The following is a 14,830-nucleotide window of genomic DNA, read 5'->3' on the forward strand; positions in this document are numbered from 1 at the left end:
CGCGGACCACCTCGTCCCACGTCCAGTCCTGCTCACGGGTACGGACACCGAGCTGCTGGTCACCGAGGCGATCGAGGAGCATCTCGGCAATCGTCGTGCGTTCCAACTCATTCTCTCCTGTCGCAGCGCCGTGACGGTCATCGGCCGCTCACCCGGCTTCCAGCACGCAGTGGGTGCCACAGCGCAGACGGCGGTGATGCCCTGATTCCAGTGATTGAGCGGCGACTTGTGCTACTACTCGCGCGCGGATCGTGCTCCCCATCGCTGGATCGTGCAACGCGCAGGGAGGCCGCCCGCCATGTGACCGCGAATTGTCGTCATCTGCGGGTAACTTTCGGTAGGCCCAATCCTACCTCCGAGACCATGTCTCGCATCACTTCGTTGACACCGCCGCCGAAGGTGATCACCACGTTCCGTTTGGAATGAACATCCAGTGATTTCAAGGTCTGCGCCGTGTATGGATCAGCGAGGTCACCCCACGCGTAGATGATGTCTTCGGCGATCCGGGCCACGCGTTGCACGCGGGTGGTGTGAAACACTTTGGAAGCAGACGCATCCGCCTGACTGGGCCCGTCGGGGCCGGCGGACGCCGCCACACGCCAGTTCAATACGTTGTTAACCTTCAGGACTGCGAGGATCTCTCCGAGACACTCCCTCACGTCGTCAAGGTCCAGCAGCCCCTCTGATGCAGCCCACTTGTACACGAGGTCGTAGATGGCAGCGATACGCCCGGACGGACTCAGCATCACCCGCTCGTGATTGAGCTGGGAGATAAGGTACTTGACGCCGTTGTTCTCCTCACCGACCAACATCGACGCCGGAACATGCACGTCCTCGTAATAGGTAGCATTGGTGTGATGTGCGCCGTCGAGTGAGATAACCGGGGTGTAGCTGAATCCCGGATCGTTGGTGTCGACGATCAGTATCGACAGACCTCGGTGGCGCGATTCAACACTGCCGGTCCTTGCGGCCAGCCATATGTAGTCCGCGCTATGCCCGCCGGTGGTGTAAGTCTTCTGACCATTGACGACGTACGAACCGTCGGCCTGCTTCTTCGCCGTGGTGGATAAAGAGAACAGGTCGGTACCCGCATCCGGCTCGGTGTATCCGATCGCAAACTCGATTTCGCCACGCAGTATGCCCGGAAGGAAGCGTTGCTTCTGTTCGTCGGTGCCGTATCGCAGCAGAGTCGGTCCGACCGTTTGCAGGGTGACGGACGAGAGTGGGATGCTCGCGCGCACAGCCTCCGACTCGAAGATCTGCTGCTCTAGCGAGCCGAAACCTCGCCCCCCGAACTCTTTCGGCCAGCCGACGCCCAACCAACCGTCCTTGCCGAGTTGCCGCACGATCCGTTCGGCCACGGGGCCGTGGCGGTCGTGCAGTAGGGCAGATACATCTTCCTCGCTCACGAGAGATTCGAAGTACGAACGGATTTCGTTCTGAAGTGACTCCTGTTCCGGAGTCAGACCAATGAACATCGTGTACCCATCCTTCTGAGATTCTGTCTCTCGCCACCACAATGGCGCACTACATCCTTGGCTAATGAGAAGTACCTGTGCATCGGGTAGGTGACGTCGACACCCAGTCCCCCGTGCAAGTGGTGACACATCTGCATCGCCGCGCGCCCCTCGCCCGCGAACATGAACAAGCCAGCATCGAGTTCGGCGCTGGCACTCCCGCCGTTGTCGATAGTCCAATTGCAGTACAGGGAGGTCGATTCCAAGGCGATCGAGAGGACGTAGATGTCCGCAATCTCCTGCGATGCGGCCTGGAACGTTGCCAACGGGCGCCCGAACTGTGTCCTACTACTGAGATGATCCGCGGTTAACTTCAACGCCCCCTTCAGGAGACCACTCGCATAGGAGAGGAATACCGTGCGGTGAAGATCCGCAAACAGATCCAGCGCATCGTGACGGTCGCTGAACACCGGCTTGGACCGAACGTCTAAGAGTCGGAATTGACAGTCGACGGGTGCGCGGGGATCTTCGGTGCCCAACGAACTCGCGATCGGTACGACCGTCACGCCTTGCTGTGTTGCATCGATCAGGCCCGGCCCAGTCGCGGTCGGGACGAGTAGCCACCGTGCATCCTCAGCGCACTGCGCCGCGCTGAAGTCGCCAGTGATGTTCACAAAGGCATCCCCTTCGACCGGGACTGCTTCACGAACGGCCGCGCGTCCTGGCGCCCGTGCACTGACTGCAGTCACATCGCCGCACGCGATGCCCTTGCACCAGTCGTCGATATCTATTCCCGGAGCAGTCCGCGAGGCCACCAGGCCGGCAATACCGGCGCCCACAAACGGGCTTGTTACGGCAGCTTCACCCAATGCCTGCGCAACGATGCCGACCTCGACTGCGCCCAGGCCGGCGCCGCCGTGCTCCTCCGGAATGCTGAGCACGTGCAAGCCTGCATCCTGCAGCATCGACCACTTTTGCGCAGAGGGCGACTCACGGGCGAGGACCCCTCGGACCGCTTCTTCGACGGCAAGCTGCGTTTCATCAAAACTGAAATCCATCTACACGCCTTCCCGAAATGGATGAGTGCCGCGCGCTGAACCAGTCCCCAATATTTTGCGAGAGTTGACCCATTCAGCCTGAGCAAGTTCATGACCTCCGCCACCGTGTCTCGATCGGAGATGTTCCTGCCATGCATCCACCGCACCCGACGAAACGCATACGCAGGTGTGGGCATCTTCCCGCTCGGCGCCGCCGCGACGCGCGCGCGGTGTGGCACCTCCTATCGGAGGTTGTGGTCGAGCTGACCGGTCGCGGTCAATCCGCGGTAGGCGGGCGAGGCAACTCACGTCTTGAAGGATGTCGAGGTGGTGCTCTCGCAACATCTGCCGATATGCGAACCTTCCGAAGGCCTGTTCAAAGGCGGCGATGCTCTCATCGTCCAGATCCCAATACGGCCGCCATCGCAGCGCGTCGACAAGCAGTGGGTATTGAGCGGCCAGGTCATCAAGCACCAACCACGAGTACGGGTAGCGCAGGTTGAAACTGAGGGTCGAAGTAGACATCGCAGCGACACGCCTCCGTCGATTTGGAGGACACCTGTGGTCATGTACGCGGATCTGGGTGACGCGAGGAAGCTCACCACCGCGGCGACGTCGTCCGCGATGCCCCATCGGCGCAGCGGGATGCGTTCGAGAAATGAACTGCATACCGACTCGTTGACCGGCGGATGTCATGTCGGCTTCGACGAAGTTGGCGCGAACCCCTTACGGCGCAGCTTCGTTCGCGAGCGACTTGGTGAAACCGATGCCCCTGCCCTCGACGCCGAGTAGCTGGCCTGGCCGACGTTGCCGTGTGTCCCGGTCGCCGACACGATGTTGATGATGCTCCGATTGAGCCTCGCGAGGGGCTGGAAGACCGCGACTCTGCAGACATTGAAGGCGCCGCCGAGATTAATGTCGACGACGTCGCGCGAGTCGGCATCGGACGTGCTCAGCAGCACGATGTCATGTCTCGATCGATAGGAACACGCATTCCGTCTGCCTCCCTTGTCACTTTTGAACTGGTCCGTTAGGCCACGACGCTAGGCGGGCGGTTCCGCCTCCCGAGGTCAACTGGCTCATATTGGGCAGCAAATGGTCGGTGGGGGCCGCCGTCGAAGTCATCTTCCTGCCAACCCAGGTCGGAGCACGCCCACACCAGGTAGAACTCAAACAGGTCTATCAACCGGTCACCTCGACACAGCGCTGCACATGGCACATCGAGTCCATCTACGCCGACTCCCAGCCGAAACTGGCGATCGCGTCGGCGATTCCCCCTCAGTTGCAATGGATTCGAAGATCCCAATCTGGGCCTCGACATCGAGGAACACCTCGCTGTATCGACGCCGTCCGGAGGCCGCACTCCGCCATGCCACACCGGTCGCACTCATACCTGTCGTCATGCGCTTGTTCCCGCCCTACACAACCGACGCCGCGGTCCCGACGCGCAAACATCCCAGCACCCGGAGCTCAAGACACATGCCATGACCGGCGGTCACGGCATGTGCCCCAGCCGACGCCGCTCACCGCAGGATGGGGATCTGACCGCTCGCGCAGTACAGCAGCGAAGCGATGCAACGCAGATACAACGGTGACCATGGAACCTTCTCAGGATCTCCTCTTGGCGCCCTCGCAGTGCCGGAGGGTGCAGACGTGTGGTCGTGGCAGCCGGACGGGCCGCCTCAGACGAAAGGGGGACGTGTCATATCCCCAGGTAAACGAGCACTTCGTGGACGCGATCGGGAAGCAGGCTGCTAGAGCGTGTCTCCTGGATGGCGGCGGCTGGATCGGCGACACTGCTCGTCGTGTCACGCACCGAATGCCTCACAGATGCCCAGCGGTCGTTGATCGAACCGCTGCCTCCCTCCTCCGACGGATTACGGGGGCGCCCCGTTCCGAAACAACCGCCGGGTGGTCGAGGGCATCATCCACCGCTACCGGGCTGGAGTCGCCTGGCGTGACGTTCCTGCGGATTTCGTTCCGTGGCAGACGATCTGGAAGCGTCACCGCCGTTATGCCGGCGACGGAACCTGGGACACGATCATATCCGCGCTCCTGACCCATGCCGATGCCAACGGCCTGATCGATCGGACCGTGTCGGTGGACTCGACGATCTGCCGCGCTCACCAGCACGGCACCAACCTCGCACGTGACACAGGGGGATCCGTCGAGTTACACGAACCTTCTCGACGAGTCGGGTGACCATGGACTCGGGCGGTCTCCTGGTGGTCTCTGCACGAAGATCCACCAACTCTGCGACGGACACGGTCGACCGCTGGTCCTTCTGATCTGGCCAGGTCAAGCTGGGGATTCTCCGATGTTCCCGATCTTGATGTCCGCATTGTCGGTGCCCGACTTGGTCCCGGTCGCCCCCGGACAAGGCCGGACGCGGTGCTCGGCGACACGGCCTACTCATCGAAAGCGATCCGAGCCCACCTACGGGGGCGGGGAATCGAAGCGGTAATCGCCGAACCCGACGATCAGAAGGGCCACCGCCTCCGACGAGGCAGCCGCGGTGGACGTCCCGCCTTGTTCGACGCCGAGAAGTACAAGGGCCGCAGGCGTTGTCGAGCGATCCTTCGCCGCCCTCGAGTAATGGCGTGCACTGGCCACCCGCTACCACAAACTTGCCCTCACCTACCGCGCAGGCGTGATCCTCTCAGCGGTCTGCACCTGGCTCCGACTCCTCGACAAATAGGAGGCATGCTCTAGCTGGATTTGCTGATTCGCTGCTCGAAGGTTGCTTCGGTCAATTCGGCGGCGATCGTGTCGTACGGCCGATACCGAGTGCATGCCTGCACGATGGCCTGTGCCGCCTTGCGGTGTCGGGGCTCGTCGAAAGCCCGATGGACAGCCGCGCGTATCTCTGTGGTGGCTGGGCGTTCGTGGCGGAGGTCGATCCCCACGTCGAAGTACCGAATGTGTGCGGCGACTTCTCGTTTGTCTTCACCGCCGGGGGCGATGACGACAGGGATGCCGTGGCCGATTGCGTTCGTCACGCCGCCGTACCCGCCGTTCGTGACGAAGACGTCGACGTGCGCGAACAGTGCTGTGTGTGGGATGAACTCTGCTGCGCGGACATTGCCTGGAAGTGTTCCGAGGTGTTCGACTGGTTCACCACCGGTAGTCACGACGACGAGCAGGTCGGTGTCGGCGAGTGCGTCGATCGTCGGGCGAATCAGCGTTGAAAGGTCGGCATTAGCGGCGGCTCCTTGGGTGACGTGCACGACTCGGCGCCCTTCCAGCTCGGGCCACCAGTCCGGCAGATCTACCGAGTCTTGAGCGGGACCGAGTCCGAGGGGACCAACGAACCGGAAGATTGGTGGGAGGTCGCTGCGCGGGTACTCGAACTCGGCCGGCCCCAGATGCAGATAGCGGTCGTAGTGCCGCGCGATTCCGAAGAGACCGCCGTCCAGTCCCCGTCCAGCCACGGACCGGACTGCGTGATCGGTTGCGCGGTCGAGGCCCCGGAAGGCGAAGGCGGTGACCGCATTCAGGGCACGGTTGCGAATGCGGCCGAACGGGCCCGGGCAGGAAGGAATCTGGTTCGCGATCGTTGATGTCCGCGTCGCCGGTCAGGGACCGGAAGGTGACGCCTGCCCCTTCGACAGCGGAACGGAACCGCGATCCGGTGAGGACCGTGACATCGTGTCCCCGCTCCTTCAGACCGGATGCGACTTGCAACACCGGGTGTACGTGCCCCCTTGCTGGAGTGGCACACAACAAGTAGCGAGCCATCTCGAACCCCCTCAAACCCTTTTGGATATAGTCGACTATATCCAAAGCGAGGTGTTATGGCACGTAGATACGACTCAACTCGGCGCGCCGCCCGGGCCGCCGACACTCGCGCGCAGATCCTTGATGCCGCACGCGACCTGTTCACCGCCGGCGGATTCGTAGCCACGACCGTCGCAGACATAGCCGAACGTGCTGGTGTGGCTGCGGCTACTGTCCACGGGGCAGGAACAAAAGGCGCACTGCTCCTCGACGTCGTGATGCGCGAGTTCACTGGCGGCGGGGCGGTTCTCGACACCGAGGACCTGAGCGCTGCGTTCGCGGACCCGAATGTCGACCGCGCCCTCGATGCCGCGGCCGTTTTCCTCACCGCAGCGCATTCCCGGTCCGCGCAGTTATGGGCTGTTGCCCACACCGCTGCAGCGATCGACACGACCGTGGCACGCCGCCTCGAGGAGCTCGAGCAGAGTCGAAGAATGGAACTGCGGACGGCGGCTGACTGGTTCGTCGCACACGGGCTGGCCGAGACCGGACACGAGGGCATGGTCGCCGACGTTCTCGCTTTCGTCACCGATTCGACCACGTATCAGCACTTCGTTCTGAAATGTGGCTGGTCCGACGACGAGTACCGATCCTGGTTGCGAAAGCAGCTTGCGACCATGGGATGACGATGAGGCGATCGCCTCTTCTCAACGAACAACCCAAACAAGTGCCAACTTCGATGACGACGGTCGTGCCCCGTAGTCGTCACCGACTCAGTAAAGGCCGCCGCGGTGGTCGTCCGGTCCGGTTAAAGCGGAGAAGTACAAGGGCCGCAACGTCACCGAGCGGTCGTTCGGCACTCTTAAGCAGTGGCGTGCGCTGGCGACTCGCTACGACAGATCAGCCCTCACGTACCGCGCTGGTGTGCTCCTGTCAGCCGTGCGCACCTGGGTCGAACACCTCGCAGGTTAGGAGACATGCCCTAGCCGGACTCGCCCGACGCATCCACGACCTGGCCGGTATGCACACCGAGCTCTACGTCGATGCCCGCGACCTTCCACACCTCGCCGACACCTTGGCGGCGCTGCCCGCGGTGAGCATCGACCACCTGGGCTTGCACGCCGACGGCCTACCGCACCTGCTCGCGCTGGTCGAGCGCGGAGTGCGTGTGAAGGCGACCAGGTTCGGACGGGCAGATCTCGATGTCGCGGCCTCACCCCCGATCGGGGGTGCCCGGATCGGTACTGCAGTCCTAGATTCAGTACCGTTCCGCCGCGCACCCGAACCCGTAGGGAGAGACCGATTCACTACTTCGAGCGACTGTCCGAGACGGCCTTCCTCGCAACCAGCCACACCGGCGGCGCCTGGAACACCGAGGAACAGCACATCGCACCTGCCCTGGGGTTGCTGGCGCACGCAATCGAGACCGATCGCGATCGGCGCCGCGACGACCGCCCTGCCATCGGCCGACTGTCCTACGACATCCTCGGCACCCTCCCGATCGGCGTCGTGGAGACGTCCGTCCGCACGATCCGTGCCGGGCGCACGATCGAACTGGTCGAGGCGACGCTCAGCCACGACGGCCGCGCCGCCGTCGTCGCGCGGGCGTGGCTGATGCAGGCCTTCGAGACGCAGCCGTTCCACGCGACTCCGTTCCCCGTCATCGCCGCGCCCGAGGACATGCCGTCGTGGGACGCGACGACGGTCTGGCCGGGAGGATTCATCGAGTCCGCGGACGTACGGCGGGACCAGATCGAACCCGGTCGCGGGTCGTTCTGGGTGCGGACCCCGGCGGACCTCGTCGCGAACGAGCAGGTCAGTTCCGTCGCGCGGACCGCCGGCCTGCTCGACATCGCCAACGGGATGACCACGCGTATCAGCCCGACCGACGTGGCCTTCCCCAATCTGGACCTCACCTTCCACCTGTTCGCCGAACCACACGGGGAATGGGTCGGTTTCGACACGAACGTGAGCTTCGGCGCAACCGGCATCGGACTCACGCACAGCGTCGTCAGTGACGTCCGCGGCCCGATCGGGACGTCGTCGCAGATCCTCACCGTCCGGCCGACCGCACGGTAGAAGCAGGTCCGCCGCGCGTCGGCCGCGGAACTAGGATCGAGTTGTGGCATACATCGACCTCAACAGCGATCTCGGCGAGAGTTACGGCGCGTGGACGCTCGGCGACGACGCGGCGATGCTGGGCCTCGTCACGAGCGCCAACATCGCGAGCGGGTTCCACGCCGGCGATCCCGCGACGCTGCTCCGCACATGCCGCGAGGCCGTCGCGCAGGGTGTGAGGATCGGCGCGCAGGTGGGCTACCGTGACCTCGCCGGCTTCGGACGCCGCTTCATCGACATCGCACCCGTCGACCTCACCGCCGAGGTGATCTACCAGATCGGGGCTCTCGACGCGTTGGCCCGTACTGTCGGCTCGTCGGTCACCTATGTCAAACCGCACGGCGCGCTGTACAACGCGATCGTCCACCACCGCGAACAGGCGCGTGCCGTGGTGGCTGCAGTCCGCGCGGTCGATGCGTCGTTGCCGGTACTCGGACTGCCCGGCTCCGTCTTCCTGGAGGAGGCCGAGAAGGCCGGGCTGCGCACCGTCACCGAGGCTTTCGCCGACCGCGCCTACACGCCCGCCGGCATCCTGGTTCCCCGGACCGAGGCCGGTGCCGTGCTGCACGACCCGGATGTTGTGGCCGACCGAGTGGTCCAGCTCGTCACGAGCGGCAGGGTGCACGCCGTCGACGGCTCGCAGGTGTCGATCGCGGCGGAAACCGTGTGCGTGCACGGCGACACACCGGAGGCAGTCGCGATGGCAGCGGCCATCCGCGCCCGCCTCGATACCGAACAGATCCATGTGAAACCGTTCATCTGATGCGGATCCTCGGCATGGGCGACCGGGCGCTGCTGGTCGAGTACGACGGACTCGACGCGGCGGTCGCGCACTTCTGTGGGCTCGAGGCGCACCGCCACCCCGCAGTCACCGATCTGGTTCCGGCGGCCCGCACGATCCTGGTGCGGTTCCGCGATGCGCGCCCCGACAGCATCGCGACCTGGGTGCGCTCGACCGCGCCGATCGCGGACGACGCGATGTCCGCGGCCGATCCAGTCGCGGTCCCCGTCTGCTACGACGGGCCCGACCTGGCCGAGGTCGGCGATCGCACCGGTCTCAGTGTCGACGGGGTGATCGCCGCCCACACCGAGCGGACCTGGACGGTGGCCTTCGTCGGTTTCAGCCCCGGCTTCGGCTATCTCGTCGGCGGCGAGGACACCGGCCTGCACGTCCCCCGCCGCTCGTCGCCCCGCACCGAGGTCCCCGCCGGCGCCGTCGGGTTGGCCGGCGAGTTCACGGGGATCTATCCGCGTTCGTCACCGGGTGGCTGGCAACTGATCGGAACCACCCCCGAACGGATGTGGGACGTGGACCGCGACCCGCCCGCACTGCTGCAGCCGGGTACCGCGGTCCGCTTCGTCGCGGTCTGATGTCACACCCGGGACTGCACCGCGGTCCGTAGTTCGTGCTTGCGGGTCTTGCCGGTCGCGGTCTTGGGCAGCGCCTCGACGACGATGACGCGCTTCGGTACCTGGAAGCCCGCCAACTGCTGCCGCGCGTGGTCGAGGATGCGGGCCTCGAGTCCGTCCTCGCCGGTATCGGGCACCGGGACTACGGCCACACACACCGCCTCTCCCCACCGCTCGTCCGGCACCCCGATCACCGAACATTCCAGCACTCCGGGCACATTGGCGACGACGCGTTCGACCTCGATCGACGAGACGTTCTCGCCGCCGGACTTGATGATGTCCTTGAGTCGGTCGGTGAACCACACGACGCCCTCCTCGTCGATATGGCCTATGTCGCCGCTGTGGAACCACCCGTGCGCGAATGCCTTCGTGTTCGCCTCCATGTTGTTCCAGTAGCCGCTGCACACGTGCGGTCCGCGGTAGACGATCTCGCCGGTCTCCCCGGACGCCAGCAGGGTTCCGTCGGCGTCCATGATCGCCACCTCTACCGTCGGTACCGGCGGCCCCCACGAGCCGGGCTTGGTGGTCCGATGTTCAGGCCACTGCAGCGCCGTCGCCGGCACCACCTCGGTCTGCCCCGACCCGAGGATCACCGCCGCGTTCGGGAAGGCGGCGTCCACTCGGTCGAGGACCTCGGCCGGCATCTGCGCCATCGCGTAGATGCACAGCCGGACCGACTCGAGGTTCCTCGGAGCGGCGGCGTTCACGTCGACCAGCGCCTTCCACATGATCGGTAGCAGCATCGCGTGCGTGACATCGTGCTTCTCGATCGCGTCGAGTACCACGGCTGGATCGAACCGTCCGGGGAGAACGACCCGCCCGCCGGTCATGAGCATCGGGAGCACGAGGGTGTTGAGTCCGGTGGTGTGGAACAGCGGCAGCACGTTCAGCAGGGTCGACGGCGAGTTCCCCCACGAACTACCCTGCATCAGCGCGTTCGTCAGGCCGGCAACCATCACCGAGACATGGCTGGTGAGAACACCTTTCGGATGGGATGTGGTACCGGACGTGTAGAGGCACTGGACCAGGTCCCGATCCTCGACGATCACCTCGAGGCGGCCGTCGGCACCGCGGTCGACGAGTGTTTCCCAACGCTGGACGGCGCGGCCCGCGATCTCGTCGACCGCCGCATCGACGACCACCACCGTGCGCACCGAGTCGAGTCGGGGCAGCGCCGCTTCGAGCAGCGGAACGAACGCGGCGTCGGCCACGACGACGGCGGCGCCCGCGTCGCGCAGGATCCATTCGATGTCCTCGGCCGTCAGTGCGATGCTCACGGGCATCGCGACCAGCGCCGACTTCGCGCACGCGAAATACGTGGCCAGAAGCTTCCAGCCGTCGGCCATCAGCATCGCCACCGGCTGCTGCCGTTCGATCCCGGCGTCGAGAAACGCGCGCCCCAGGGCCTCCGCGGCATCGTCGAGTTCGCGGTAGGTGACCGGCCGCCCACGATCGATGACCGCCTCACGGCTTCCGAGCACGCGCGCGACCCGCGTCAACGCATCCCCCACACATACCCGGGCTGCGAGATTCAACTCCAACGAATCGATACCGGACAGATTGGATTTCACTGACGCGACCTTTCTTCGGCAGAAGCGGACCCGAGCAAACCCACGAACAAACGACCCGATCCACGACACCGAACAGGGGCGTGAGATAGATCACTTCCGATGGGCTGCGGGCCAGCATTTCACTCGACACGCGAGAAAGCAAGCACTCATGCTTGTTTATCTCCGGTGGCCGGACGGCGCGTCCGGGACCGGCCGTACCTGCCGAACCATCGGAGCGCGGATGTGCGTTTCGGTGGATCGCAGCCTCCCGCCTCGACAAACTGTCCAGTCGAAAATCCTTGCGAGCACGGCACACTCAGAGCGTCCAGGCCCGACGACTCAGACTCCGCCGACCGAACAAGGTGTGTGATGACCATCAGCAAGGGATCGATGACGCTCCCCTCCGCTCCGAACGCCGACAACCGCCCCCGCATGAAACTGGTCGCTCCCCGCGACGCTCCCGACGCCCCCGAAACCCCCGACACCATGGACGCGATCGTGGTGTGGCCGGGCGCGCGACCGCCGTTGTCCGACGTCGCGAGGGACTTCGAGTGCTTCGGCCTTCGCATCGAAGAACACGAACCCATCGCCGCCCCGCGGCCGAGCGGCGAACATGCCCCCGCGGACCGATTCCGTTTCAGCAGCCCCGACCGGACGTGGGCGGTCGACGCCACCGCACTGCTCGTCGACGCGTTCGAGACCGCGACCGCCGACGGCCTCGAGATCGACCGGTTCTGCATGCTCACCCCCGTCGCCGGCCTCAGCTGGCGCGACGTCGTGCTGGTTCGCTGCATGGTCCGCTACCTCCAGCAGGTCGGTCTCGGGTTCTCCGACACCTACCTCGTCGACACCCTGCTGCGCCACAACGCCTTCACCCACAGTGTCGTGGCACTGTTCCACGCCCGGTTCGACCCCGCACTGGCCGACCGCGACCGCGGGGTCACCGAGTTGCGGACACGACTGGGCACGCTCGTCGAGGAGGCGGCGACCCTCGACGAGGACCGGATCCTGCGCGCGCTGACGGGTTTCGTCGGGGCGGTGCTGCGGACCAACTGGTACCAGCGCACCGCGGACGGCCGGGTGAAGGAGCACGCCTCGTTCAAGCTCGACCCGTCGCGGCTGACGCAGCCCGGTCGCATCGTTCCGCACCGCGAGATCTTCGTCCGCGGCGGTGGCGTCGAGGGTGTCCACGTCCGGGCCGGTGAGGTCGCCCGCGGTGGACTGCGCTGGTCGGACCGACCGGAGAGCTACCGCACCGAGGTGTTGGGGCTGATGACCACCCAGACCGTGAAGAACTCGCCGATCGTCCCGACCGGCGCCAAGGGCTCGTACGTGCTGCTCGGCGGCGTCGCACCCGCCGAGGGGTACGCCGCGTTCATCCGCGGGCTGATGGACGTCACGGACAACCTGGTGGACGGCCGCGTCGTCCCGCCCGCCGATACCGTCGTGTACGACGACGCCGACCCCTACCTGGTGGTCGCGGCCGACAAGGGCACGGCCCGGTTCTCGGACGTCGCGAATGCGGTTGCCGCCGAGTACGACTTCTGGCTGGGTGACGCGTTCGCCTCCGGCGGCTCCCGCGGCTACGACCACAAGGCGATGGGCATCACCGCCCGGGGCGCCTGGCTGTCGGTCCGTCGGCACTTCGCCGAACTGGGTGTCGACACCCAGACGGACCCGGTCACCGTCGCGGGCATCGGCGACATGTCCGGCGACGTGTTCGGCAACGGGATGTTGCTCTCGCGCACACTGCGGCTGGTCGCGGCCTTCGACCACCGGCACATCTTCCTGGACCCCGATCCGGACCCGGGCGCCTCATTCGAGCAGCGCCGCACACTGTTCGAGACGCCGGGCTCGAGTTGGGACGACTACCCGCGCGACGCCATCTCCGAGGGCGGCGGCGTCTGGCCGAGATCCGCCAAGCAGGTACCGCTTTCGCCGGCCGTTCGGGCGCGACTCGGCATCGACGCCGACGCACTCGCGCCGGCCGAGCTGATCCGGGCGATCCTCCGAGCGCCGGTGGATCTGCTGTGGAACGGCGGGGTCGGAACATACGTCAAGTGTTCGACCGAAACCGATGGGGATGCAGCCGATCCCGCGAACGACACAGTCCGCGTCGATGCAGCCGACATGCGCTGCCGGGTGGTGGGCGAAGGAGGCAACCTCGGCTTCACCCAGCGGGCTCGGATCGAGTTCGCCGTCCACGGCGGCCGCATCAACGCGGACTTCATCGACAACGCCGCCGGCGTGGCCACTTCCGACCGGGAGGTGAATCTCAAGATCGCGCTGGACGGCGCCGTCGCGGCGGGTGAGGTGAGCGAGGACGAGCGCCACGCACTGCTGGCCGAGTGCACCGCCGACGTGGCGGGCGCCGTCCTCGGCGACTGCGCGAGCCAGACACTGGCGATCAGCCTCGCCGAGTCGCAGGCCGTGTCGCTGCTCGGACGGCACGATCGCCTGATCGTCAACCTGGAGGCGGTCGGCGGGCTGGACCGAACCCGCGCGGTGCTGCCGAGCAAGCAGGAACTGCGGCTGCGCACCGAAGCCGGACTCGGCCTGACCCGACCCGAAATCGCTACGTTGCTGGCACATTCGAAGAACACCGTGCGCGACGACCTGCTCCGCTCCGAGGTCCCCGACGAACCGATCTTCGCCCACCTGCTCGTCGACTACTTCCCGCCGTCGTTCCGTGACCGGGTTCCCGGTCACATCCACGAGCACCGATTGCGCCGAGAGATCATCGCGACGCAGATCGCGGACCAGTTGATCAATCACGTCGGGCCGGGTCTGATCTACCGGCTCGAGGAGCGACTCGGGGTGAGCACACCCCAGGTCGCGCTGGCGTACGCGGTGGTGGCGGAGCTGTTCGAGGTGGACGCGATGTGGGCCCGCGCCACCTCTGTCGTCGACCCCGCCGACCGCGACGCGTGGGGTCCGCTGCACGCGGTGCAGGCGCTCATCGAGCGCGCGTGTTCGTGGCTGCTGCGCAACCGGCCCGTGCCTCTCGACCCGCAGTCGGAGGTACGGCGGTACCGCGAGGGCGTCCGTCAACTGCTCGCGAAGTCCCTGCCCGCGACCGTCGTCGACGGCACGATCGCCGGCACCTCGCTGCCGCTGCTCGCCGAGGCGCTCCCGTTCGCGGAGAGCTCTCTCGCACTGAGGGTTCCGATCGACCGGGTGGCAGACGCCTACCTGACGCTGGGAGACGACCTGGGCATCTTCCGTGTCGTCGATCGCCTGGAGCACTGGCCCCGGCGGGCGTACTGGGACACGCTCGCAACGGCGGCGCTGCGGGACGAGATCTCCGGGCGACTGCACGCACTGGCCGGCTCCGTCGCGACGCACGGATGCGACGGCGAGTCCCCCGGCGACCGGACGGCGCGGTGGCGCGCACAGCACGAGCCGGTGGTCGCCCGGCTGCGCCGGATCGTGATCGAGGCCCAGGCCGACGGCGACATCGACCTGGCGCGGGCGTGCACGATCAGCGCGGAGCTCGCGACCGCGCTCGCCGCGGTAGCGCAGTAGTCCACTCCGCTTCCCG

At 66.0% G+C, this 14,830-nt stretch carries 11 protein-coding genes and 3 pseudogenes; 7 read left to right on the forward strand and 7 right to left on the reverse strand.

The window, feature by feature from the left end; all coding sequences use genetic code 11:
- Positions 1–317: 317 nt before the first annotated feature.
- From DEU38_RS21135 to DEU38_RS29855, 4 genes are all read right to left on the reverse strand, one after another.
- Positions 318–1,478, reverse strand: a complete 1,161-nt coding sequence (locus DEU38_RS21135; protein ID WP_114723376.1) for an acyl-CoA dehydrogenase family protein — start codon at positions 1,476–1,478, stop codon at positions 318–320.
- Positions 1,463–2,515, reverse strand: coding sequence for an acyl-CoA dehydrogenase family protein (locus tag DEU38_RS21140; protein ID WP_114723377.1), 1,053 nt, complete (start codon positions 2,513–2,515; stop codon positions 1,463–1,465). The genes DEU38_RS21135 and DEU38_RS21140 overlap by 16 nt, the downstream gene beginning before the upstream one ends.
- Before the next feature lie 284 nt (positions 2,516–2,799).
- Positions 2,800–3,141, reverse strand: coding sequence for an SDR family oxidoreductase (locus tag DEU38_RS29850; protein ID WP_114723378.1), 342 nt, complete (start codon positions 3,139–3,141; stop codon positions 2,800–2,802).
- A 45-nt stretch (positions 3,142–3,186) separates the two neighbouring features.
- The gene (locus DEU38_RS29855; protein WP_181818877.1) at positions 3,187–3,456 is read right to left on the reverse strand and encodes an SDR family NAD(P)-dependent oxidoreductase; all 270 of its coding nucleotides are present in this window, start codon (positions 3,454–3,456) and stop codon (positions 3,187–3,189) included.
- A 910-nt stretch (positions 3,457–4,366) separates the two neighbouring features.
- On the opposite strand from DEU38_RS29855, the pseudogene DEU38_RS28880 reads away from it, so the two are divergent.
- A pseudogene (locus tag DEU38_RS28880) lies at positions 4,367–4,696 on the forward strand (transposase); the annotation flags it as partial.
- Between the two features lie 506 nt (positions 4,697–5,202).
- Here DEU38_RS28880 and DEU38_RS29375 read toward each other — a convergent pair.
- Positions 5,203–6,048, reverse strand: a complete 846-nt coding sequence (locus DEU38_RS29375) for a glycosyltransferase (protein ID WP_114723380.1) — start codon at positions 6,046–6,048, stop codon at positions 5,203–5,205.
- A gap of 25 nt (positions 6,049–6,073) precedes the next feature.
- Positions 6,074–6,232 (reverse strand): annotated as a pseudogene (locus tag DEU38_RS29860) (glycosyltransferase); the annotation flags it as partial.
- Between the two features lie 56 nt (positions 6,233–6,288).
- Here DEU38_RS29860 and DEU38_RS21170 point away from each other — a divergent pair.
- From DEU38_RS21170 to DEU38_RS21195, 5 genes and pseudogenes are all read left to right on the forward strand, one after another.
- Positions 6,289–6,897, forward strand: coding sequence for a TetR/AcrR family transcriptional regulator (locus tag DEU38_RS21170; protein WP_181818880.1), 609 nt, complete (start codon positions 6,289–6,291; stop codon positions 6,895–6,897).
- Positions 6,898–7,193: 296 nt separating this feature from the next.
- Positions 7,194–7,415, forward strand: a pseudogene (locus DEU38_RS29385) (2-pyrone-4,6-dicarboxylate hydrolase); the annotation flags it as partial.
- A gap of 98 nt (positions 7,416–7,513) precedes the next feature.
- A complete protein-coding gene (locus DEU38_RS21185; protein ID WP_114723382.1) occupies positions 7,514–8,290 on the forward strand; it encodes a thioesterase family protein in 777 nt (258 codons plus the stop codon).
- 43 nt (positions 8,291–8,333) lie between these two features.
- Positions 8,334–9,092, forward strand: a complete 759-nt coding sequence (locus DEU38_RS21190; protein WP_114723383.1) for a LamB/YcsF family protein — start codon at positions 8,334–8,336, stop codon at positions 9,090–9,092.
- On the forward strand, positions 9,092–9,700 hold the full coding sequence (locus tag DEU38_RS21195; RefSeq protein WP_114723384.1) for an allophanate hydrolase subunit 1: 609 nt from the start codon (positions 9,092–9,094) through the stop codon (positions 9,698–9,700). Before DEU38_RS21190 ends, DEU38_RS21195 begins: the two co-directional genes overlap by 1 nt.
- Before the next feature lie 2 nt (positions 9,701–9,702).
- Here DEU38_RS21195 and DEU38_RS21200 read toward each other — a convergent pair whose 3' ends face one another.
- A complete protein-coding gene (locus tag DEU38_RS21200) occupies positions 9,703–11,310 on the reverse strand; it encodes a class I adenylate-forming enzyme family protein (protein ID WP_258558084.1) in 1,608 nt (535 codons plus the stop codon).
- Between the two features lie 348 nt (positions 11,311–11,658).
- Between DEU38_RS21200 and DEU38_RS21205 the strand changes: the two genes are divergently transcribed.
- Positions 11,659–14,814 (forward strand): NAD-glutamate dehydrogenase domain-containing protein, encoded by a 3,156-nt coding sequence (locus tag DEU38_RS21205; protein WP_181818882.1) that lies wholly within the window; start codon positions 11,659–11,661, stop codon positions 14,812–14,814.
- Positions 14,815–14,830: the final 16 nt, after the last annotated feature.

Origin of the sequence: Rhodococcus sp. AG1013 (assembly GCF_003350365.1) — a bacterium.
Classification (GTDB): Bacteria; Actinomycetota; Actinomycetes; order Mycobacteriales; family Mycobacteriaceae; genus Prescottella.

Coding starts and splice junctions, on each gene's coding strand:
- DEU38_RS21135 (WP_114723376.1), bottom strand. CDS start 1,478: ATGTTCATTGGTCTGACTCCGGAACAGGAGTCACTTCAGAACGAAATC.
- DEU38_RS21140 (WP_114723377.1), bottom strand. CDS start 2,515: ATGGATTTCAGTTTTGATGAAACGCAGCTTGCCGTCGAAGAAGCGGTC.
- DEU38_RS21170 (WP_181818880.1), top strand. CDS start 6,289: ATGGCACGTAGATACGACTCAACTCGGCGCGCCGCCCGGGCCGCCGAC.
- DEU38_RS21195 (WP_114723384.1), top strand. CDS start 9,092: ATGCGGATCCTCGGCATGGGCGACCGGGCGCTGCTGGTCGAGTACGAC.
- DEU38_RS21205 (WP_181818882.1), top strand. CDS start 11,659: ATGACCATCAGCAAGGGATCGATGACGCTCCCCTCCGCTCCGAACGCC.